Origin of the sequence: Micromonospora taraxaci (assembly GCF_007830095.1) — a bacterium.
Taxonomy (GTDB): Bacteria; Actinomycetota; Actinomycetes; order Mycobacteriales; family Micromonosporaceae; genus Micromonospora; species Micromonospora taraxaci.
This window is the reverse complement of sequence record NZ_VIWZ01000001.1, coordinates 1,841,756-1,860,669: the sequence shown is the minus strand read 5'-3', so window position 1 is coordinate 1,860,669 and position 18,914 is coordinate 1,841,756. Positions and strand designations below refer to the sequence as shown.

The window sequence follows — 18,914 nt, the reverse complement described above, 5'->3', positions numbered from 1 at the left end:
GGTGCCCTACTCCGCCTTGGCCAGGCGCAGAGCCAGCTCCGGGCACACCTTGACCGCCTTCAGCGCTCCCTCCCGCAACCAGGTCGGCACGGGGGTGGCCGGGAAGGCCGGGAATCCGTTCGCGTCCAGCCGGATGAAGTCCGGTACGACGTGCGCGCACAGGCCGTGCCCGTCGCACCGCGACCAGTCCAGGGTGAGCTTCTGCGGGTTCGCGTCCGGCGCGCCCGGCAGCCCCATGACGCCCTTGACCCGTCGGCCGCAGCCGTCGCCGGTGCTGTGCAGCCGCAGGTCCTCGGCGAAGACCTCGATCGCGGAGAGGGCGAACCTTGCGGTGCCGTCCGGGTGGCTGCACGCGCCCCGGCCCCTCACCTCGCCGGCGGCGGCGCGCACCACGTCCGCCGGTTGGCTGCCGGCCACGGCCAGGTCCACCGCGCGGGCGAGGTCCGGCAGGCCCATCTTGCAGGGTCCGCACTGGCCGGCGGACTCCCCGGCCAGGTAACGCACCACCTGCGCGGCCTCACCGAGCGGGCAGGTGTCGACCCCGACCGGGACGATGATGCCCGCGCCGAGGGTGCCGCCGACCGCGGCCAGCCCCTTGCGGGACACCTCGGCCTTCTCCGCCGCCTCCGGGGTGATCCACTTGCCGTGGTAGCCGCCCATCAGGATGCCCTGCACGTCCGGGACCTCGCACAGGTCGAGGACGTCACGCAGCGGCATGCCGGCGGTGCACTCCACCACCGCCGGTCGGCCCGCCGCACCGGTCACGGTGAGCAGCACGGTGCCCGGCTCGTCGTCGGTGCCGAGCGCCGCGTACTCGTACGGGCCGAGTCGGGCGCCGACAGCGAGTTGGGCGTACGTCTCGGCGTTGGACAGCAGGGTGGGCAGGCCGCTGACCCCGGAGTCGCTGGAGCGCTTCTTGGTGCCGGGCGGGATGTGCGGCAGCCCGTTGATTCCGTTGACGAGCGCTCCGCCCTCACCGGAGATGAACCGGTGCGGCACTGTGACGATCGTCGTCATCACCGGCATCCGGCGCTCTTCGAGGGCCTCCATCAGCGAGTCCCGGCCGACACCGTCGTCGGCGACCCCGATGACGATCTCGTCGGCGTCCAGCGCGTACGCGGCCAGCGCCGCGCCGTCCAGGATCAGGTGCGGTGCGCGGGTCAGCAGCACCTTGTCCTTCCAGCTGGCCGGCTCACCCTCGGTGGCGTTGACCACCACGACGGCGGCGAGGTCCTGCCGCTCGCAGGACTCCAGCACCGCGCGCAGTTTGCGGGCGAACGGGAAACCCGCACCTCCCTTGCCCTTGAGCTGCATGCCCTCGGTGAGCCGGAGCAGTTGCGCCGGCTCCATCGGCCCGATCGGTCCGTGTACCTCCTCGTGCGCCGCCAGGTCGAGTCGTCCGTACTCGGCGAAGCCGGCGGTCAGCCGCGGCTCGCCCACGCAGGCGACCGGTGGCACAGCCGTCCGCATCACTTGGCCTCACCCCGCAGCCCAGCCCAGTACGCCCCGTCCACCGCGTCGGCGCTGGCCTTGCGGCGCTTGGCGGAGCGGCCCTCGCCGGCGGCCCGCTTGGCGCGGCGCGAGGCCAGGTCGACCAGGGTCGGCGTGTCGTCGACTGGCGGTGCCTCGTCCGGCACGTACCGGGCCGGCGGGCGCCAGTAGTCCGGCTCCTCCGGCAGGTCGTCCTCCACGCTGTGTCGGCCGCTGCCGCTGCGCGGCGTCGCCGAGATCGGGCTGCTGGAGATCGGTTCGGCGGAGACCGGGCCGGCGGAGATCGGCTCGGCGGCCTGCCAGCGGCGCGGGCTGTCCCACGGCTCCTCGGGCTCGGCCGTCGGCAGCGGCGGGGCCGAGTACCGGCTGTCCTCGTCCTCGCGGCGGGACCGGCGGCTGGGCCGCTCGGCGTCCGACTCCTCGGCGCGTCGCCGGCCGGTCGGAACCTCCTCGTCCCGGGTACGCGAGCCGCGCCGCCGGGCCACCGGCTCCTCCTCGACGCTGCGGCGGGTCGACCGGCGGGTGGTGGACTCCCCCTCGTCGCGCCGGCTGCGGGACGAGCGTTCGGTGTCGCGGCGGGCGGCCGGTTCCTCTTCGCGTCGACGTCGACTGGGCCGGGTGGGCTCCACGAGGGAGCCGGGCTCGGGCACCACCGGAACGGTGAACCGTTCCGGGTCCCGCCGCGCGGCCGGCGCGGCCCAGGTGGCGGTGGTGGTGTCCGCCCAGGCGGGACGCTTGTCGGCGGGCTTGCTGCGGCGCCCCAACCCGGCGAGCAGCGTTCGCGCGGTCTTCGCCTCCTCGGCCCGGCCAGCCATCACCGCGTTGCGCACCGCCGCCTGGTGCTGTTCGCGGCTGCGCCGACCGATGCTGACCGAGAGCCGCACCAGCAGGGCCAGCACCACGAGCAGGATGCAGCCGAGGTAGCTGAACATCACCCAGGGTGCCGCGGCCCGACCGGCGTTGAGGCCGTGCAGCACGGCGAAAGGCCAGGCCAGGTACGCGACGGAGTGCATGGCGCGCCACAGCCACTTCGGACCGACGTCGGCGAAGCGGGCCCGGATGATTCCGGTCCAGATCACGCTGACCATGAGTAGGGCGGCCACCGTGCCGAGGCCGACGTAGAGCCCTCGGCCGCCGACGAACGGCACCAGCGCGTCGGTCGCCGCCGCCCGGCCTGTGGCGATCTTGGTGAGAACGTGGAATCCGAGCCCGGCCACGCCGAGCACGCCGGTGGCGCGGTGCGCCGACTGCATCAGCACCCGGTGCGGGATGCGCAGCACCAGCCGGTCGGTGGCGAGCAGACCGAGCATCACGGTCAGGCTCAACGCCACCAGGGCAATCACCCCGGCGAAGAACTCGGTGAAGAAGAAGCCGTACGCGTACGCCTTCTGTCCGGCGCCGGTCAGCATGATCGCCGCCCAGAGCGCCGCGAGCGCCGACGCGATCAGCATGCCGACCGCCGGCCGCGAGGGGGTTCGCACCCCCCGGCTGCTGGCGCTGGTCCGGACGGTCGCCGCCTTCTTGTCCTGCTGTGCCCGGGCCATCTGCTCCTCGATCGTCTCGCGGCGGCGTACCACCGGCCGACCCCTGCTCCCCCATCCAGTACGGACTGACGGGGCGCGCGGATCACCCGCTGCGAAAAATTTCTGGGTCGGGATCGAACCGAGTGGTGCCGCCGTGCGTTGCGGCCCTCCACAGACCTGGCACCAACAGCGACGACCATCCATGCGTAGACAGCGCCTGCAACGAGCTTGTAACCTTTCAGCAAATTTCAGTGCTGCCTGCAAGATTCGAGCAGGCCGGCGCTACCTTCGCCCCACCACCCCCACCCCGCGCTCGTCAGGAGTCCCGATGCATCGACGTCGACGCCTCTCTGCGGTCCTCGCCCTCGGCCTGGTCGCCACCCTGCTGTTTCCCGCCACCGCACCCCCGGCCGCCGCCGCCCCCTCCGGCGCCAAGAAGGTCATCGTCCAGCTCTTCGAGTGGAACTGGCCCTCGGTGGCCGCCGAGTGCCAGAGCACCCTCGGCCCGAAGGGCTACGGCTTCGTCCAGGTCTCACCCCCGCAGGAACACGTGCGGGGCAACCAGTGGTGGCTGGCGTACCAGCCGGTCAGCTACCGGATCGAGTCCCGCAAGGGCACCCGGGCCCAGTTCCAGTCCATGGTCAACACCTGCCACGCGGCCGGGGTCAAGGTGATCGTCGACGCGGTGATCAACCACATGTCCGGTCAGGCCAACGGGGGCACGGGCTGGGCCGGTTCGTCCTACTCGCACTACGACTACCCGGGCATCTACCAGACCCAGGACTTCCACCACTGTGGGCGCAACAACGGCGACGACATCGTCAACTACAACGACCGGTTCGAGGTGCAGAACTGCGAGTTGGTCAACCTCTCGGACCTGAAGACCGAGTCCGACTACGTCCGTACGAAGATCGCCTCATACCTCAACGACCTGCTCTCGCTCGGTGTGGACGGCTTCCGGCTGGACGCCAGCAAGCACATGCCGGCCGCCGACATCGCCGCGATCAGGGGCAAGCTCTCCCGCTCGGCGTACGTCGTGCAGGAGGTCATCTACGGCGCGGGCGAGCCCGTCCAGCCGACCGAGTACACCGGCAACGGCGATGTGCACGAGTTCCGCTACGGCAAGGACCTGGCCCGGGTGTTCCGCTCGGAGCGGTTGGCCTACCTGCGCAACTTCGGCGAGGGGTGGGGGCACCTGCCGACCGGCTCGGCTTCGGTGTTCGTCGACAACCACGACACCCAGCGCGACGCCGGTGGGGTGCTGACCTACTCCGACCGGGGTATCTACGCGCTGGCGAACGCGTTCATGCTGGCCTGGCCGTACGGGTCGCCGACGGTGATGTCCAGCTACACCTTCAGCAGCCGGGACGCCGGCCCTCCCTCGGACGGCGGTAACAAGACACTCAACACCACCTGCTACTCCGGCTGGGAGTGTGAACACCGCTGGCCGGTGATCGCCAACATGGTGGGCTTCCGCAATGCCACCGAGGGCGCCGGGGTGGCCAACTGGTACGACAACGGCAACAACCACATCGCGTTCAGCCGCAGCGGCAAGGGCTTCGTCACCATCAACGACGAGGATTCCGCCGTCAACGGACGGTCCTACTTCTCGGGGCTGCCCGCCGGGCGGTACTGCGACGTCATCCACGGCACGTACGCCGGCGGCACGTGCAGCGGACCGGTGGTCACGGTGGACGGCAACGGCTGGTTCGCGGCGAACGTGCCGGCACACGACGCGGTAGCCATCCACATCGGCGCCCGCCTCTGACCACCTGCGACGGAAGGCGCCCTTGTAATCGATATTTGTGCAGGAAGGACGCCTTCCTGGTAGACCTTTGTCCGATACAGTCGTTTGGTGTCGTTTGACGGAAAGACTCCGTACCGTCGTCGTGGCGTCTGGGTGACCGCCGCCATCGGCGTCCCCGTGCTGCTGGTGACCGCGTTGCTGGTCGGGCAGGCCCTCACTCCGGACCCGACGACCCCCGAACGGGTCGTCGCGAAAGCCGACCCGACGCCGAGCAGCGTGGAGCAGAACGCGGAGGAGTCGATTCCACCGGCCGCGCCCGCTCCGGCGGGGTTGCCGGTGGTCGACTACGACCCTGCCCCCGGTGGGTTCCCCGCCGACCCGGCCACCATGGACACCACGCCGTTGACCGAGGGCGTGCACCCGACGAAGCGGATCGCCGCCTACGACGCCCCCGGCGGCCGTCCGCGAGCCTTCCTCGAACCGACGATCCGGGGCGTCGAGCTGACCATGCCGATCGCCGATCGGCACGCCGGCTGGACGGCCGTCCTGCTGCCCTCGGCCAACCGGCGGCTCGCCTGGCTGCCCCCCGGCGGGTTCGACACCGTGCCGCTGCGCGACCAGATCGTTGTGGAACGCAAGGTCCACCGGCTCACCTGGTACCGGGCCGGCAAGGCGGTGCGGTCCTGGGAGGTCAGCCTCGGCCAGTCCGGGCAGGACACTCCGCTCGGTCGGACCTTCATCCTGGGTCGCACCCCACCGCCGGAGTCGGTCTACGGCGGGGTGGACATCTACGCGCTCGGGTCGGTGCCCGACGACCCGGAGTCGGTGCCGGCCGGGCTGCGCGGCGCGCACATCGGAGTTCACACCTGGCACAACGACGACGAGTTGGGCGAGAACGTCACCAACGGCTGCATCCGGCTGACCCGCTCCGGTCAGCGGGAGCTGCTCGCCGAGGTCCGCCCCGGCAGCAGCGTGGTGGTGGTCGACCAGTTGCCAGCCCCACCGCCGACCGCCTGAGCGCCGGCACCGTCGTTCAGTCGCCGAGCAGCCAACCGTTCTGCTCGGCGACCCGGATCGCGTCGGCACGGTTACGCGCGCCGGTCTTACCGATCGCCGCCGAGAGGTGGTTGCGTACCGTCCCCTCCGACAGGTGCAGCGCCCCGGCCAGATCGGCGACGGTGCCACCGCCCCGGGCCGTCCGCAACACCTCGGTCTCCCGTTCGGTCAGCGGGCTGACCCCGGTGGCGAGGGTCTCCGCCGCCAGCGTCGGGTCGACGACCCGCAGGCCGGCGTGCACCCGACGGACCGCGTCGGCGAGCTGTCGGGCCGGGGTGTCCTTGACCACGAAGCCGCTCGCGCCGGCCTCCATCGCCCGACGCAGGTAGCCGGGCCGGCCGAAGGTGGTCACCACCAGCACCCGGCAGGTCGGCATCGCGGCCCGCAACGCGGTGGTGGCCGCGATCCCGTCCAGGCCGGGCATCTCCACGTCCAACAGAGCAACGTCGGGGGCGCTGCGCAGGGCCTCGGGCACCACCTCGTCGCCACGGCCGACCTCGGCCACCACTGTCAGGTCCGGCTCCAACGAGAGCAGCGCTGCCAACGCGCCCCGGACCAGCGCCTGGTCGTCGGCCAGCAGCAACCGGATCGGCGCGGGCCCGCCGCTCACCGGGTCTCCCCCGGCGCGTGTACCCGCAGCAGGAACCCGTCGCCGCCCGGTCGGCGGCCGACGGTCACCGCCGCGTCCAGCCGCCCCGCCCTTTCCCGCAGACCGACGAGACCAGAGCCGGTGGCGTCGGGAGTGGACGGGCCACGCCCGTCGTCACTCACCTCGACCCGGTCCGCGTACACCCGGACCGTGCAGCACCGCGCCCCGCTGTGCCGGACCACGTTCGTCACCCCTTCCCGTACCGCCCAACCGAACAACCGGTCCCACTCCTTCGGCAGCTCCGGCACCTCGGCCGGCAGATCCGCCGCGATGCCCGCCGCGGCCAACGCGGAGCGGGCGCCGGCCAGCTCCGCGGCGAGAGTGACATCGCGGTACGCCCCGGCGGTCTGCCGCACGTCGGCGAGCGCCGCCCGGGCCAGCGCCTCCACCTCGGCGATCTCGACGGCGGCCCGGTCGGTGTCCACCTCGATCAGTCGGCCCGCCAACTCGGCCTTGATCGCCACCACCGTCAGCGAGTGCCCGAGGATGTCGTGCAGGTCGCGGGCGGCGCGAGCTCGTTCCTCGGCGATGGCGAGCCGGGCGATCTCCTGTTGGGCGGCCTGGAGCTGGCTGTTGCGCTGGGCCAACTGGGCCACCCCGAACATGGCGAACGACGCGAGCAGCACCGCGAAGACGATGCCGCTCTCCGCCTCCCATCCGGGCACCAGCCACGAGGCCAGCGCGGGGGTCACGGCGCAGACCACCACCACCGCCAACGCCTCCCACGGCGGCAACAGGAACACCCCAGCGGCCGCCACGTAGACCAGGGTGGCCAGCCAGTCCCCGTCGGTGCCCGGAATGCTGGCCAGGCCCACCGAGAGCAGCAGTGCCAACCCGACCCGCGCCCGGCCCGCCGGGATCGGCGCCAACGACTGGCGCAGCCGGCGGGCCCACTGGAACAGCAGCACGTAGCCGACGCTGAAGACGACCAGCGCCGCCACGCCGAGGATCCGCCGCCACAGCTCCGGCTGGTGCAGCGCCGTGGCGAGCGGCACGTTGAGGAAGAACAACCACACGGCGGCCAACAGCCAGCCGGTGAACCGCCAGTGGCGGCTCACCGGCCGGGGCTGCCCGGTCGCGACGTCCATCGGGTTCACGCTAGCCGGCACGGCGGTCAGACCCGCGCGGTGTCCCGGCGGAACAGTCGGGCCGCACCGACGCCGAAGACCAGCGCCCAGACCACCAGGTTGGCCACCGCCGCCAGGCTCACCCCGTCTCCGGTCAGCGGCGCGCGGGCCAGCACCCCCACGCCGTACACCGGGGTGAACGTCGCGACGTGCTGGAGCACCTCCGGCAGCACCTCGACCGGCACGAACAGCCCGCCGAACATGGCCAGTACGGCCAGGATCGGGCCGATGAACTGCATGACGTTCTCGGCCGGCGCCAGGTAGCCGACGAACAGGCCGAACGCGGCGAAGACCAGCGAGCCGATCCAGGCGGCGAGCCCGGACAGCAGCCAGACGTACGCCGGGACCCGGACGCCTGCCGCCGCGCCCACCAGGAACTCGACGACGACAGCGAGCAGACCGAGGGCCATCGCGGTGGCCAGCTTGGTGGCCACGTACGCGCTCGGGCGCAGCGGGGTGAGCCGCAGCTGGCGGCTCCAGCCCAGCGCCCGCTCGGTGGCCACCGCGCCACCGGCGCTGGTGGTCGCCACCATTGCCGCGTACACGGCGAGGCTGATCATGATGTAGGCCGTCACCGGGCGACCGTTGTCCAGGTTCTGCCCGCCCTGCGGCAGACCGAAGATGAGGAAGAAGACCCCCGGCATGATCAGCGTGAACGCGAGGGTACGGCGGTTGCGCAGCACCCGGCGCAACTCGATGCGCAGGACGCCTGGGGAGAACCCGCCCAGGGCGGGCAGCCGACGGTCCGGTTCGGCGGTGCGGTTCGGGGTGGCCGACAGAGTGGTCATCTCAGGCTCCGGTCTGCGCGGTGGTCAGGGCGAGGAAGGCGTCCTCGAGGTTGCGGGAGGTGATCTCCACGTCCCGGGCGGCGGTCCGGGTGAGCAGGTGCCGGGCGACGGCGTCCGAGTCGCCGGTGCGCACCAGCACACTGTCGCCGCGTACCTCCACGGCGTCCACGTCGGGCAGCGCGGCGAGCGCGGCCTGGTCGGCGCCGGGCAGGGTGGCCCGCACCGTACGACCGGCGGCCAGGTTCTTGATCTCCGCGGTGGTGCCGTCGGCGATGACGCGCCCCTGCCGGACCAGCACGATCCGGTCGGCGTACGCGTCCGCCTCGTCCAGGTAGTGGGTGGCGAAGATGACGGTCCGTCCGGCCCGGGCGTCGCGGCGCAGCGCCTGCCAGAAGTCCCGGCGGCCCTCGACGTCCATTCCGGTGGTCGGCTCGTCGAGCACCATCAGGTCCGGGTCGGGCAGCAGGGCCAACGCGAAGCGCAGCCGCTGCTGCTGGCCGCCGGAGCAGCGCCCCACCACCCGCCCCGCGATGTCGGCGATGCCGGCCCGCTCCAGCACCTCGGCCACCGGACGGGTGTGCCGGTAGAAGTGGGCGGTCATCTCGACCGTCTCGCCCACTGTGAGGTCCTTGAGCAACCCTCCGGTCTGGAGGACGGCGGCGACCCGACCCTGGGCCACCGCGTTGTCCGGGGTGCCCCCGAGGATGCGGACGGTGCCCGCGTCCGGGCGGGCCAACCCGAGCAGCATGTCGATGGTGGTGGTCTTGCCCGCGCCGTTCGGGCCGAGGAAGGCCACCACCTCGCCGGGCTGAACCCGCAGGCTCAACCCGTCGACAGCGGTGACCGCGCCGAAAGACTTGGTGAGGCCGTCCAACTCGACAGCCGGATGCGTACTGGTCATGTCAGTCATGCTCCGGTGGCGCGTACCCCGATGCCTGGAGCGGCCGTCACGTCCCGGCCGTGACATTTGTCAGGGGCGGCCGTGCAGGCATTCCAGGCGCGACAGCGGGTAACCACCCGGCCGGACACCGCCACACCGGGAGGACGCGATGGGTGCCACGCCGCAGGGCCAGGTCGACACGATCGTGCTGATCCACGGGCTCTGGATGACGTCGCGAAGCTGGGAGGGGTGGGTCGAGCGGTACACCGAACGTGGCATGCACGTCATCTCCCCCGCCTGGCCCGGGATGGACCGGTCGGTGGAGCAGCTGCGCGACGATCCCAGCCCGATCGCCGAGCAGAGCATGGCCACGATCGTCGCGCACTACGACAAGATCATCCGGGCGCTGCCCCGACCGCCGATCATCATGGGGCACTCGTTCGGCGGTCTGTTCGCCCAGGTCCTCGCCGACCGGGGTCTCGGCGCGGCGGTGGTGGGGGTGCACCCGGCGGCGGTGAAGGGCGTGCTCAAGGTGCCGTTGAGCCAGCTGCGCTCCGGCTTCCCGATCCTCCGCAGCCCCGCCAACCGGGGCAAGGCCGTCCCGTTCACACCGGACGACTTCGCGTACACGTTCGGCAACGCCCTGAGCCGCGAGGACTCCGACCGGGCCTGGCAGCGCTACGCCGTCCCCGGTGCCGGCCGGGTGTTCTTCGAAGGTGCCTTCGCCAACGTCGACCCACGCTCACCCGCCCGGGTTGACGTCGGCCGCGACAACCGACCGCCGCTGCTGCTGATGGCCGGCGACAACGACCACGTGGTGCCGGCGTCGGTGGTCCGCGCCAACGCCGGGCTCTACCAGAAGTCCCGGGCCCTGACCGCGTACCAGGAGTTTCCCGGCCGAACACACTTCACAGTGGGGCAGGACGGCTGGGAGAAGATCGCCGACTACGCGTTGGACTGGGCGCTGCGCGCGGCGGCCCTACCCCGCGAGGCGACGATCGCCAGCGAAACCCCCCGCCGCTGAACGGCCGAGCCCTCTGCCCCGGCCGCCATGATCATGTGATGAGAAATAGCTGCCAGAGACGTTCCTGACCTAGTTTCTCATCACATGATCACTGGAGACCCGGCATGTCGGCGACCGGCGGGGGTATCCCGGCGGGATGAGGGCGAGTTTCCGGATCGGCCGTGTCGCGGGAGTGCCGGTCGGCGTCAACTGGAGCGTTCTGGTCATCTTCGCGTTGATCGCGTGGGGGTTGGCCGCCAACCAGTTCCCGCGTTCGTACCCGGACCGCTCGCCGGTGGCGTACACCCTCGCCGGCCTGGCCGCGGCGGTGGTCTTCTTCGTCGGTCTGCTCGCCCACGAGGTGTCGCACGCGGTGGTGGCCAAGCGCAACGGGCTCACCGTCGACGGCATCACGCTGTGGCTGTTCGGCGGGGTGGCCGAGTTGCGGGGCGAGCCGCGTGACCCGGGCGCGGAGCTGCGGATCGCCGGCGTCGGCCCGCTGGTCAGCCTCCTGATCGGAGCGTTCTTCGGTGCCGTGGCCGCGCTGCTCGCGCTGGCCGGGCAGGGTGGGTTGCTGCTCGGGGCGGTGGCGTGGCTCGCCGGCATCAACGTGCTGCTGGCCGTCTTCAACGTGCTGCCCGCCGCGCCCCTGGACGGCGGTCGGTTGCTCCGTGCCGCGGTCTGGAAGGCCACCGGTGACCGGACCAGAGCGTCAGTGGTCGCCGCCCGCGCGGGCTGGGTGCTGGGTGTCCTCCTGATCGGCCTCGGGTTGTGGCAGTTCCTGTCCGGGATCGGTTTCGGTGGGCTCTGGCTGGCCCTGATCGGTTGGTTCCTGATCGGCGCGGCCGGTGCGGAGGAACGGCAGGCCCGTACCGGAAGCGCACTGCGCGGCATCCGGGTGGGCGACGTGATGACCCCGCAGCCGCAGACCGTCTCGGCGGAGGTGACGGTGGCCGACTTCGTCGACCACTACCTCTTCGCGTACCGGCATTCGGCGTTGCCGCTGACCGAGGACGGCCGACCGATCGGTCTGGTCACCGTCGACCGGGTACGGGGCGTACCGTCCGACCGGCGGGCGTCGACCACCCTCGCGGAGGTGGCGTGCCGGGCCGACGACCTGGTGCTCGCCCGACCGGGTGAACAGCTCAACGACCTGCTCCCCCGGCTCAGCGAGTGCGCCGACGGCAGAGCTTTGGTGGTCGGCGACGACGGCCGCCTGACCGGCATCGTCTCCCCCAGCGACATCGCCCGCGCGGTCCAACGCAACACCCTCGCCGGCGCCCGGTGATCATGAAGTTGTTGCCCCGACACGCCGCGCCGGGTGGCAACAACTTCATGATCACCAAAGGGTCAGGAGTGGGGGCAGGTGTCCCGGTACTCCTGGATGGTGGTGGAGGCTTGAGGGGCGGGGCAGAGGAACTGGTCGTAGCGGGTGTCGTCGTCCACGAAGCGCTTCAGCCAGGAGATGCTGTACTTGGCGACCGTCACGTTCGTCGAGGTGGGGGCGGAGTGACTGGCGTTGTTCAGCTCCAGGTACGCCTTGTCCAGCGTGGACGGCAGGCTGGTGTAGAAGGGCTCGGAGTGCGACGAGACCGGCGCCACCGAGTCGTTCTCCGCGCCGACCACCAGCGTCGGCACCCGTACGCCGGACCAGTTCTTGATGGTGTGCCAGCCGGTCAACGGGATCGCCGCCTGCAACTGCGGCCGTGTGTTCGCCGCCGAGAGACTGCCACCGCCGCCCATCGAGTGCCCCATCACGGCGAGCCGGTTGCGGTCGATCCGGGTACGCACGCTGCTGGTGTTGGTCAGGTAGTCCAGGGCTGCCAGCAGTTGCGTGCCCCGGCTGGCCGGCTGGTCGTAGCGGGACAGCGTGTCGATCGTGATCACCACGAAGCCCTGCGAGGCGAGGCGCGGCCCTAGCCAGGCCACGCTGGACTGGGTGGCGGTGTAGCCGGGTGAGATGGCCACTGCTCCGAAGGTGCCCTCGGCGGTGCTGGTCGGGTAGTAGATCGTTCCGCCTCGGAAGCCGCTGACGCTGGAGGCGGCGACGGTGCTCTGGGCGATGGCGAACGCGCCCCTGCTGGCCTCGATGCTGGCCACGGTGGGGGCCGGGCCGCGCTCGTACGGGCTTGCGGCGGCGTGGGCGGCTGACGCGGGGCCGAGACCGGCGCCGACCAGAACCAGGGCGAGCGCCCAGCGCAGGCCACGACGCGGGCGGCGGGCGGGTAGTGGGTCGGGGGTGATGGCGGGTACGGGCTGCATGTCTCGCTCCGGGGGGTGGAGCCGACGGTCCCGGGACGGGGACCGGACGATGAGACTCATCGACATGCATCAGTGTCTTGCGGGGTCCCGCACCTCACCAATCCCAGCCGCCCCATGCCACCGCGCTATGGCACGGGCCGGGTCACCGGGGGAAGTAGCGGTCCAGGACGTCGGTGCGGAACGTGCCCTTCGGGTCCAGGTCGGTCAGCAGGGTGGTGAAGTCCGCGTAGTGGGGGTAGCGGGACGCCAGCTCCGCCGGGTCGGTGACGAAGACCTTGCCCCAGTGCGGGCGGGGTGCGAACGGCGCCAGGCGCTCCTCCACGGCGGCCACCACGGGCAGGACGGCGGCGGTGTCCTCGATCCACGTGAAGTGCACGACGAAGCTGTCCCGCCGGTGGTTCGGGCTGAGCCACAGCTCGTCGGCCGCGACCGTACGCAGCTCGCACACCAGCAGCACCGGGGCGATCAGGTGCGCCACGTCGTCCAGGGCGGCGAGCGCGTCGACCGCGGCGGAACGCGGCACGTGGTACTCGGACTGCAACTCGTCGCCGCTGCTCGGGGTGAACCCGAGCTTGAAGTGCGGCAGCCGCTCGTGCCACGGGCCCGGCTCGCCGAGTTGCGGGGTACAGTTCTCCGGCGGCATCCCGAGCACCGGGTGTCGCGGCTCGTCGGCGGCGGTGGTGCCGAGCCAGTCCGCCGAGGGCGGCGGTTGGTCGGCTGCCTGCTTGCGCCACACCTCGCGCAGTCGGGGCGTACGCCAGTCGGTGAAGACACTCACGCTGTACGCCGAGCCGAGCGCCTCGTCCAGCGCCTCCCGGTCGAGGTTGAGTCGCACGTACTGGCGCAGCTCGAAGGCCGGCACCACGTCCAGGGTGACCCGGGTGACCAGGCCCAGCGCGCCGAGCCCGACCACCATGCCGGCGAACCTGTCGGTGTCACGGTCGACCCGCAGCAGGTCGCCGTCGGCGGTGACCAACTCCAGGCCGGCGACCGCGCTGGCCAGGTTGCCGTGGGTCTGACCGGAGCCGTGGGTGGCGGTGGCCACCGCCCCGGCGACCGAGATGTGCGGCAGCGAGGCGAGGTTCGCCAGCGCGTACCCCTGGGTGTGCAGCTGTCGGGCGAGGTCGCCGTAGCGCATCGCGCCGCTCACTGTGACCTGCCCGCGCTCGTGGTCCACCTCGACGGTCTGGGGCAGCCCGGCGAGGCTGACCAGGTCACCGTCGGTGTCGCCGAAGCGGTTGAAGGAGTGCCCGCTGCCCACCGCCCGGAGCCGGGTGCTGCCGGCGACCAGTCGGCGCAGTTCGTCGGTGGAGGTCGGTCGGTGGAACGCCCGCGCGGCGTACCGCACGTTGCCGGCCCAGTTGCGGCGCGGCACCTCGGGAGCTGCGGCCTGCGGTGCCTGCTCGGTCATGTAGCGGTCTCCCGATCGGTGGGCTGGTGGTCGGCCAACGCGGTGACGAGGGCGTCCAGAACCGTATCCGTCTGGACGGTGCTGTAACCACGTTGGGCGATCGGCAGACCGGCGGCGGTGGCGCGTTCGATCTCCCCCCGGGCCGCCTGCCGGGCCGACGCGTCCCCGGACATCAGGGCGTCCTGCCCGCGTCGGATCAACCGGTCGACCCGTCCCATCTGGTAGCCGCGCAGCCCGACAGTGAGATCCGGGGTGGCGAAGGCGTCGCGACGCAGCGCGAGCAGGTCGACGAAACGGTCCCCGGCATGGCGGGCGAGAGCGGCGGACACCTGCTCGGGCTGCTCGCGGACCTGGTCGAGGACGAGCAGCTCGATGGCCGGGCGGCCGTCGACCGGGTGCCGGGCGGTGACCAGCTCACGCGGCACACCCTGCACAGGAACCAGCAACAGTCGCGGCGGTCCCGCGTAGCCGTCGCGTCGGGGCGGCTCGTCGAGGACCAGGGTGTCCACCTCGTCCCACCGGATCTCCCGGCGCAGGCCGGGCCGCCGGATGCTCAGCCCGTCCGCGTGGATCCCGAACCGGAACGGCCGCACCGCGCTGACCAGCGCGACCGCGCCGAGCGCGATCGCCCCCACCGCGATGATCGTCCGTAGCAGGTGGCCGTCGCTGGGATAGACCAACAGAAGCACTCCACCGAGTACGCACACCAGGGCGAGCGCACGGGCCCCCCGATTCCGGCGCAATTCCACGCTCGGACCCCCGTTTCATGACCGTGGCGTCGGTCCCGACATCTTCCGCCAGACCGGGCACCAGGGACACCGGTCGATCGGGCACGGTTGTTCTCGTCGTCGTCGGGGAACCCTACGCCCATGAGCAGCTACCGCGATCCGGCCGCACGAGGTGACGTCTTCCCCTCCGAGGAGGAGCTGGACCCGACCGGGACCGGCATCGAGCAGGCCAGCGCGCCACCGGCCGGCGGGTTGCCGAGCCACCCGGCGCCCACTCCCGGTCCCCGACCCACGCCGGCACCCGCGCCGGCCCCCACGCCAGTGCCGGCACCCGGGCCGCCGCCACGCGCGCCCGGTGCCCAGTCGATCGTGACCCACCACCTGGACGGTTCGGTGGAGGTGGTCACCGACCTCGACGGCGACGGCGTCGCCGACGTCGTCCAGATCGACGTGGACGGCGACGGCATCCCGGACATCACCTATGTGGACAGTGACCGGGACGGGCGCCTGGACACCGTGCTGGGCGACCCGAACGCGGTGGGGACGGGCAACCACCGCGCCTGACCGGGCGTCAGAGTTTCGCCATCACCTCGCTGGCGACCAGTTCCAGGTGCTCCAGGTCGCCGAGGTCCAGCACCTGGAGGTAGATCCGCTCACTGCCGATGTCCCCGTACCGGCCGATGGTGTCCAGGACCTCGGCGGGGGTCCCGGCCAGACCGTTGGCCCGCAGCTCGTCGGGCTCGCGACCGATGGCGGCGGCCCGACGGGCCACCTCGGCGTCGTCGCGCCCGCAGCAGAGCACCAGGGCGTTGGACCAGACCATCTGGCCCGGGTCCCGGCCGATCTCGGTGCAGGCCGCGCGGACCCTGTCGAACTGCGCCGCCGTGTCCGGCACCGAGGCGAACGGCAGGTTGAATTCGTCGGCGTAGCGGGCGGCCAACCGAGGGGTGCGCTTCGGGCCCATACCGCCGAGCAGGATCGGTGGGCGCGGCTGCTACACCGGCTTCGGCAACGCGGGCGAGCCACTGACCGGGTAGTACCGGCCCGGGTGGTCGGTGAAGATCCGCAGTTCCATGATCCGAGCATAGGGTTCCCCGGTCGGCCCGGCCGGCAGTCGTACCGACCGGGTCGCCAGGGTCACTCAGACGTACGGCCGCTTGGCGTACGCCTCGCGCAGCGCGGCCAACCCGGTCGCCTTGGGGATCAGGGTGCCCCACCCCGAGTTGAAGTAGTTGGTGCGCACGATCCGTGGCCCCCGCTCGGCGTTGAGCTGGGCGATCGCCGCCGGCACGGTGGCGATCCATGCGGCCTGGTTGGGGATCTCGGCCACCCGCACCCCCCACTCCGCGATGATCACGGGCCGGGACAGCGCCACCGGGCCGAGATCGGCCACCGCCCAGTCCTTGGTACGACGGAACCGGGCCAGCGCGGTGTGGTTGGCGGCGGTGCCGTACACGTTCCACTGCAGGAAGTCGAGGCGGGCCATCAGCGACTCCTGGTGGGTGCGCTGAAAACAGGCCCGGTCGAAGCCCCCCAGCCCGATCGAGAACGTGGTGTTGCCGGGCAGGGACCGCGCCTTGAACCAGGTGATGATGTAGTTGATCGCCTGTACCGCCCGGGCATCCGACTCGGCCCAGGTGTACGCCTTGCCGTCCTCGGTGGTGCCGAACTCGTGGTCGGTGTCCAACTCCGAAGCGAGCTGGATGTTCACCCCGAAGCCGAGCGTCCGGTACTGCGACAGGGCACGGGCGAACAACCCGTCGCACTGCCCCTTGATCACCTGCCCGTAGCCGTACGCCTTCGGGAAGGTCGTGCCGGGTCGCTGCTGGATGGTCATCGACGGCGCCGGGACCGTGTAGCTGACGCCGTCCACCGTGAAGCTCTGCGGCCCCTGGTTGGGCGCGCCGTAGTGCTTCAACTCCAGGACCATGTTCATCTGCACACCAGCCTTGCCCAGGTTGACCAGCCAGGGCCGGTTGTAGCCGGGGAAGATGAAGCCGTCGGCGAAGCTGCGGTACTGGGTGAGCGACCGGAAGTTACCGCCGGCCATGTCGGCGGTCGGGTCCGCGCCCCCGGACAGGTAGTAGCCCCCGAGTACGGGCTGCTGTTGGGCCAGGCTGTAGTCGACGCCGGCCGTCGCGGTGTTCCCACCGGCGTCACGGACCTGGACGGTGACCCGGGGCATCACGCCACCGACCGGTACACGGCCACGGAGCCGTTGTCGGAGACCCGGGTCCAGGTACGCCCGGAGTTGTCGGTGACGGTCACGGTGAGCGGATCGATGACCGCGGTGACCTTGACCGGCGCGCTGCTGTTGCCCTGCGCGTCGGTGACCACGATGGTGACGGTCAGCGGCTTGGTGTCGGCGTCCGAGTAGGTGACGGTCAGCAGCATCTGGTCGCCCGGCGCGAAGACGGTGGCGTTCAGGGCTGCGGTTGCGGTGGGAGCGGCCATGTCGGGCCCTTTCTGGCTCGGTCGCCAGGCTTCGGCGCGCGGTCGAGCGACGCCGGACCCGGCGGGGTCCACAGTGCGAAAGGCCGGCGGGGCACGGGGACGGCAGGCACGACCGGTGGGAGGCGTCGCCTGACGACCGGCGGTGCTGACGTCCCTGTCCCGGTGGGCGGAGGCACCGCTGCGGGCGCCCGCAGGGGTGTCAGTGGCAGCCCGGGCCCGTCGTACGCGTGACCGGCACGGCATCTGTGCCGTGACCGCCGCGGCATCGAGGCCGGGCTGGGTGAGGGCGGCGCCGGTACGGACGATGGTGTCCCCGCCGGGGCCGGAGGATCAGGATGTGGCCCGCCACCCGTCTACCTCCACCTGCTCCAAGGGTGCTCTACCAGGGGCTTTACCGTCTTGTCCGGTTTGTGACAAGGCCGCTGGCAGGACCCGGCACGCGACTAACCGCCTCCCGGGCACCCACACCGGGACAGCTGGGTCGTCCGCGCTGGCGCTCAGTCGAGATGGTCGGCGGGGACGGTCTGGAGCAGCCAGGCCAGTGGCATCCGCGCTTGCGCCTCGTACGCGCCGCTCCCGTTCAACCGGTGCAGGGTGACGGTCTGCGCGCTGTCCCGATCGACGACCCAATACTGCGGAATCCCCGCCGAGGCGTACTCGCGGACCTTGGTCACCGAGTCCATCGCCTCCGAGCCTGGCGAGACGATCTCCACGACGAGCACGACGTCGGCGACCGCGGCCCAGACACTGCGGATCGGCGGCTTACGCCAGACGCTCAGGTCGGGAATGCGCCCGCCGTCACCGTCCGGGCCGGAGATGCGGACGCCGGCCGCTTGGAGCACCTGCTCGGCGGGCCATCCGGCCATGATCAACCAGGCGAACAGGCGACTGGCGATCATGGCATGTTCCGAATCGGGCGGGGGCATGACCGACAGGACCCCCTCGGGGCTGGTCTCGTAGCGGTGACCATTCGAATCGGCAGCGTTCATCGCTGCCACGTCGTCGAGCGTCACAACAGCGGGCATGTGCATGCCGACAGCCTCCGCGCTCATAGGCCTCATCCTAGGCGACCTCCGGCCGCTGATCAGCGCACCCGACGGGCGCACGGCGGTGTCGTCCGATGCCGTGGATGGTGATGACGCATCCCGACGAAACGCCGCTGCGCACGTTGCCGCAACGCTGCGACCGCGCCGGCAGCCCGGTCCGGCTGAACGTGCGCGGTGGACGTGTTCATGCGACGCGCGCCCGTCAACGAGCCTGCGTTGTCAATGTAACGTTGACACGTGGCATCGGAGCTGGCCCGTCTGGCGAACGTTCGGATCACTCGCGCGCGGTTGGACGAGGAGGAGCTGGACCTCATCGACCGGGCGCGCCACGAGGGCGCGACGTGGGGGCAGATCGCCGCGGCCCTGGGCCTCGGCAGTCGTCAGGCCGCCGAACAGCGTCGACAGCGCCTGGTGACCGCTCGGCGGTCCCGAACGCAGCAGCACGACCTCCACGTCTCGCCGCAGATCGTGGCACTGCGTAACGCTGTGGCGGACCTGGGGCGATGGATCGCCGCGGATCGCCGCTGGGACGCGCGGTTCGGCCGAGCGGCGCTCGTCCGCCGCACTGTGGAGGCGGCCCTGGACGCCACTCCCGGCGCGCTGTACGAGCTGGCCCGGCATCTCGCCACGGACCTCGGCGAAGCGGGCGAGTCGCTGCCGGTACCTGCTCGAACCGCCGCAGCGAAGGTCGACGCCGCGTTGTCAACAGCTGGTTGACAACACTCCACTGCATTGCTCGGAAAGGGCTC

The 18,914-nt window shown here is 71.7% G+C and carries 19 protein-coding genes; 6 read left to right on the top strand and 13 right to left on the bottom strand.

Annotated elements, in window-relative coordinates; all coding sequences use genetic code 11:
• Window positions 1-6: 6 nt before the first annotated feature.
• Window positions 7-1,470 (bottom strand): NADH-quinone oxidoreductase subunit NuoF family protein, encoded by a 1,464-nt coding sequence (locus FHU34_RS08865; RefSeq protein ID WP_208744950.1) that lies wholly within the window; start codon window positions 1,468-1,470, stop codon window positions 7-9.
• On the bottom strand, window positions 1,470-3,068 hold the full coding sequence (locus FHU34_RS08860; protein ID WP_244311589.1) for a ferric reductase-like transmembrane domain-containing protein: 1,599 nt from the start codon (window positions 3,066-3,068) through the stop codon (window positions 1,470-1,472). The genes FHU34_RS08865 and FHU34_RS08860 overlap by 1 nt, the downstream gene beginning before the upstream one ends.
• A 274-nt stretch (window positions 3,069-3,342) precedes the next feature.
• On the opposite strand from FHU34_RS08860, the gene FHU34_RS08855 reads away from it, so the two are divergent.
• Together FHU34_RS08855 and FHU34_RS08850 are read left to right on the top strand one after the other, a co-directional pair.
• On the top strand, window positions 3,343-4,782 hold the full coding sequence (locus FHU34_RS08855) for an alpha-amylase (RefSeq protein ID WP_145779514.1): 1,440 nt from the start codon (window positions 3,343-3,345) through the stop codon (window positions 4,780-4,782).
• A gap of 87 nt (window positions 4,783-4,869) precedes the next feature.
• Window positions 4,870-5,778: a L,D-transpeptidase gene (locus tag FHU34_RS08850; RefSeq protein ID WP_145779513.1), complete on the top strand. Its 909-nt coding sequence runs from the start codon at window positions 4,870-4,872 to the stop codon at window positions 5,776-5,778.
• A gap of 16 nt (window positions 5,779-5,794) precedes the next feature.
• Here FHU34_RS08850 and FHU34_RS08845 read toward each other — a convergent pair whose 3' ends face one another.
• Genes FHU34_RS08845 through FHU34_RS08830 form a run of 4 tightly spaced genes read right to left on the bottom strand, consistent with a single transcriptional unit; the run spans window position 5,795 to window position 9,282 of the window.
• Window positions 5,795-6,427, bottom strand: coding sequence for a response regulator transcription factor (locus FHU34_RS08845; protein WP_244311588.1), 633 nt, complete (start codon window positions 6,425-6,427; stop codon window positions 5,795-5,797).
• A complete protein-coding gene (locus FHU34_RS08840; RefSeq protein WP_145779512.1) occupies window positions 6,424-7,554 on the bottom strand; it encodes a sensor histidine kinase in 1,131 nt (376 codons plus the stop codon). Before FHU34_RS08840 ends, FHU34_RS08845 begins: the two co-directional genes overlap by 4 nt.
• Window positions 7,555-7,580: 26 nt before the next feature.
• Window positions 7,581-8,381, bottom strand: a complete 801-nt coding sequence (locus FHU34_RS08835) for an ABC transporter permease (RefSeq protein WP_145779511.1) — start codon at window positions 8,379-8,381, stop codon at window positions 7,581-7,583.
• A gap of 1 nt (window position 8,382) precedes the next feature.
• Complete coding sequence (locus FHU34_RS08830; RefSeq protein ID WP_145779510.1) at window positions 8,383-9,282, bottom strand: ABC transporter ATP-binding protein; 900 nt, start codon at window positions 9,280-9,282, stop codon at window positions 8,383-8,385.
• A gap of 148 nt (window positions 9,283-9,430) precedes the next feature.
• Here FHU34_RS08830 and FHU34_RS08825 point away from each other — a divergent pair, with 148 nt between their 5' ends.
• Complete coding sequence (locus FHU34_RS08825) at window positions 9,431-10,285, top strand: alpha/beta hydrolase (protein WP_145779509.1); 855 nt, start codon at window positions 9,431-9,433, stop codon at window positions 10,283-10,285.
• A 136-nt stretch (window positions 10,286-10,421) separates the two neighbouring features.
• On the top strand, window positions 10,422-11,552 hold the full coding sequence (locus FHU34_RS08820) for a site-2 protease family protein (protein ID WP_145779508.1): 1,131 nt from the start codon (window positions 10,422-10,424) through the stop codon (window positions 11,550-11,552).
• A 62-nt stretch (window positions 11,553-11,614) separates the two neighbouring features.
• On the opposite strand, the gene bdeA is transcribed toward FHU34_RS08820, so the two are convergent.
• The 3 genes from bdeA to FHU34_RS08805 form a co-directional block, all read right to left on the bottom strand.
• A complete protein-coding gene (gene bdeA, locus FHU34_RS08815; RefSeq protein ID WP_145779507.1) occupies window positions 11,615-12,526 on the bottom strand; it encodes a bis(hydroxyethyl) terephthalate hydrolase in 912 nt (303 codons plus the stop codon).
• 142 nt (window positions 12,527-12,668) lie between these two features.
• A complete protein-coding gene (locus FHU34_RS08810) occupies window positions 12,669-13,937 on the bottom strand; it encodes an FAD-binding protein (RefSeq protein ID WP_208744949.1) in 1,269 nt (422 codons plus the stop codon).
• Window positions 13,934-14,686: a hypothetical protein gene (locus tag FHU34_RS08805; RefSeq protein WP_145779506.1), complete on the bottom strand. Its 753-nt coding sequence runs from the start codon at window positions 14,684-14,686 to the stop codon at window positions 13,934-13,936. The genes FHU34_RS08810 and FHU34_RS08805 overlap by 4 nt, the downstream gene beginning before the upstream one ends.
• Window positions 14,687-14,806: 120 nt before the next feature.
• Here FHU34_RS08805 and FHU34_RS08800 point away from each other — a divergent pair, with 120 nt between their 5' ends.
• The gene (locus FHU34_RS08800) at window positions 14,807-15,229 is read left to right on the top strand and encodes a hypothetical protein (RefSeq protein ID WP_145779505.1); all 423 of its coding nucleotides are present in this window, start codon (window positions 14,807-14,809) and stop codon (window positions 15,227-15,229) included.
• 7 nt (window positions 15,230-15,236) lie between these two features.
• Here FHU34_RS08800 and FHU34_RS08795 read toward each other — a convergent pair whose 3' ends face one another.
• The 4 genes from FHU34_RS08795 to FHU34_RS08780 form a co-directional block, all read right to left on the bottom strand.
• Window positions 15,237-15,644 (bottom strand): LLM class flavin-dependent oxidoreductase, encoded by a 408-nt coding sequence (locus FHU34_RS08795; RefSeq protein ID WP_280116507.1) that lies wholly within the window; start codon window positions 15,642-15,644, stop codon window positions 15,237-15,239.
• Window positions 15,645-15,806: 162 nt separating this feature from the next.
• Window positions 15,807-16,850 (bottom strand): hypothetical protein, encoded by a 1,044-nt coding sequence (locus FHU34_RS08790; RefSeq protein WP_145779504.1) that lies wholly within the window; start codon window positions 16,848-16,850, stop codon window positions 15,807-15,809.
• Window positions 16,850-17,119: a hypothetical protein gene (locus tag FHU34_RS08785; RefSeq protein ID WP_088988188.1), complete on the bottom strand. Its 270-nt coding sequence runs from the start codon at window positions 17,117-17,119 to the stop codon at window positions 16,850-16,852. Before FHU34_RS08785 ends, FHU34_RS08790 begins: the two co-directional genes overlap by 1 nt.
• Window positions 17,120-17,616: 497 nt before the next feature.
• Complete coding sequence (locus tag FHU34_RS08780; protein WP_145779503.1) at window positions 17,617-18,171, bottom strand: Uma2 family endonuclease; 555 nt, start codon at window positions 18,169-18,171, stop codon at window positions 17,617-17,619.
• A 231-nt stretch (window positions 18,172-18,402) separates the two neighbouring features.
• Between FHU34_RS08780 and FHU34_RS08775 the strand changes: the two genes are divergently transcribed.
• Window positions 18,403-18,882, top strand: coding sequence for a hypothetical protein (locus FHU34_RS08775; RefSeq protein ID WP_145779502.1), 480 nt, complete (start codon window positions 18,403-18,405; stop codon window positions 18,880-18,882).
• Window positions 18,883-18,914 lie beyond the last annotated feature (32 nt).

Bases quoted from the DNA above. Each gene is read 5' to 3' on its own strand.
- FHU34_RS08825 (WP_145779509.1), top strand. From the start codon at position 9,431: ATGGGTGCCACGCCGCAGGGCCAGGTCGACACGATCGTGCTGATCCAC.
- FHU34_RS08790 (WP_145779504.1), bottom strand. From the start codon at position 16,850: ATGCCCCGGGTCACCGTCCAGGTCCGTGACGCCGGTGGGAACACCGCG.
- FHU34_RS08800 (WP_145779505.1), top strand. From the start codon at position 14,807: ATGAGCAGCTACCGCGATCCGGCCGCACGAGGTGACGTCTTCCCCTCC.
- FHU34_RS08865 (WP_208744950.1), bottom strand. From the start codon at position 1,470: ATGCGGACGGCTGTGCCACCGGTCGCCTGCGTGGGCGAGCCGCGGCTG.
- FHU34_RS08835 (WP_145779511.1), bottom strand. From the start codon at position 8,381: ATGACCACTCTGTCGGCCACCCCGAACCGCACCGCCGAACCGGACCGT.
- FHU34_RS08855 (WP_145779514.1), top strand. From the start codon at position 3,343: ATGCATCGACGTCGACGCCTCTCTGCGGTCCTCGCCCTCGGCCTGGTC.
- FHU34_RS08785 (WP_088988188.1), bottom strand. From the start codon at position 17,119: ATGGCCGCTCCCACCGCAACCGCAGCCCTGAACGCCACCGTCTTCGCG.
- FHU34_RS08820 (WP_145779508.1), top strand. From the start codon at position 10,422: ATGAGGGCGAGTTTCCGGATCGGCCGTGTCGCGGGAGTGCCGGTCGGC.
- bdeA (WP_145779507.1), bottom strand. From the start codon at position 12,526: ATGCAGCCCGTACCCGCCATCACCCCCGACCCACTACCCGCCCGCCGC.
- FHU34_RS08830 (WP_145779510.1), bottom strand. From the start codon at position 9,282: ATGACCAGTACGCATCCGGCTGTCGAGTTGGACGGCCTCACCAAGTCT.
- FHU34_RS08840 (WP_145779512.1), bottom strand. From the start codon at position 7,554: ATGGACGTCGCGACCGGGCAGCCCCGGCCGGTGAGCCGCCACTGGCGG.
- FHU34_RS08810 (WP_208744949.1), bottom strand. From the start codon at position 13,937: ATGACCGAGCAGGCACCGCAGGCCGCAGCTCCCGAGGTGCCGCGCCGC.
- FHU34_RS08780 (WP_145779503.1), bottom strand. From the start codon at position 18,171: ATGAGCGCGGAGGCTGTCGGCATGCACATGCCCGCTGTTGTGACGCTC.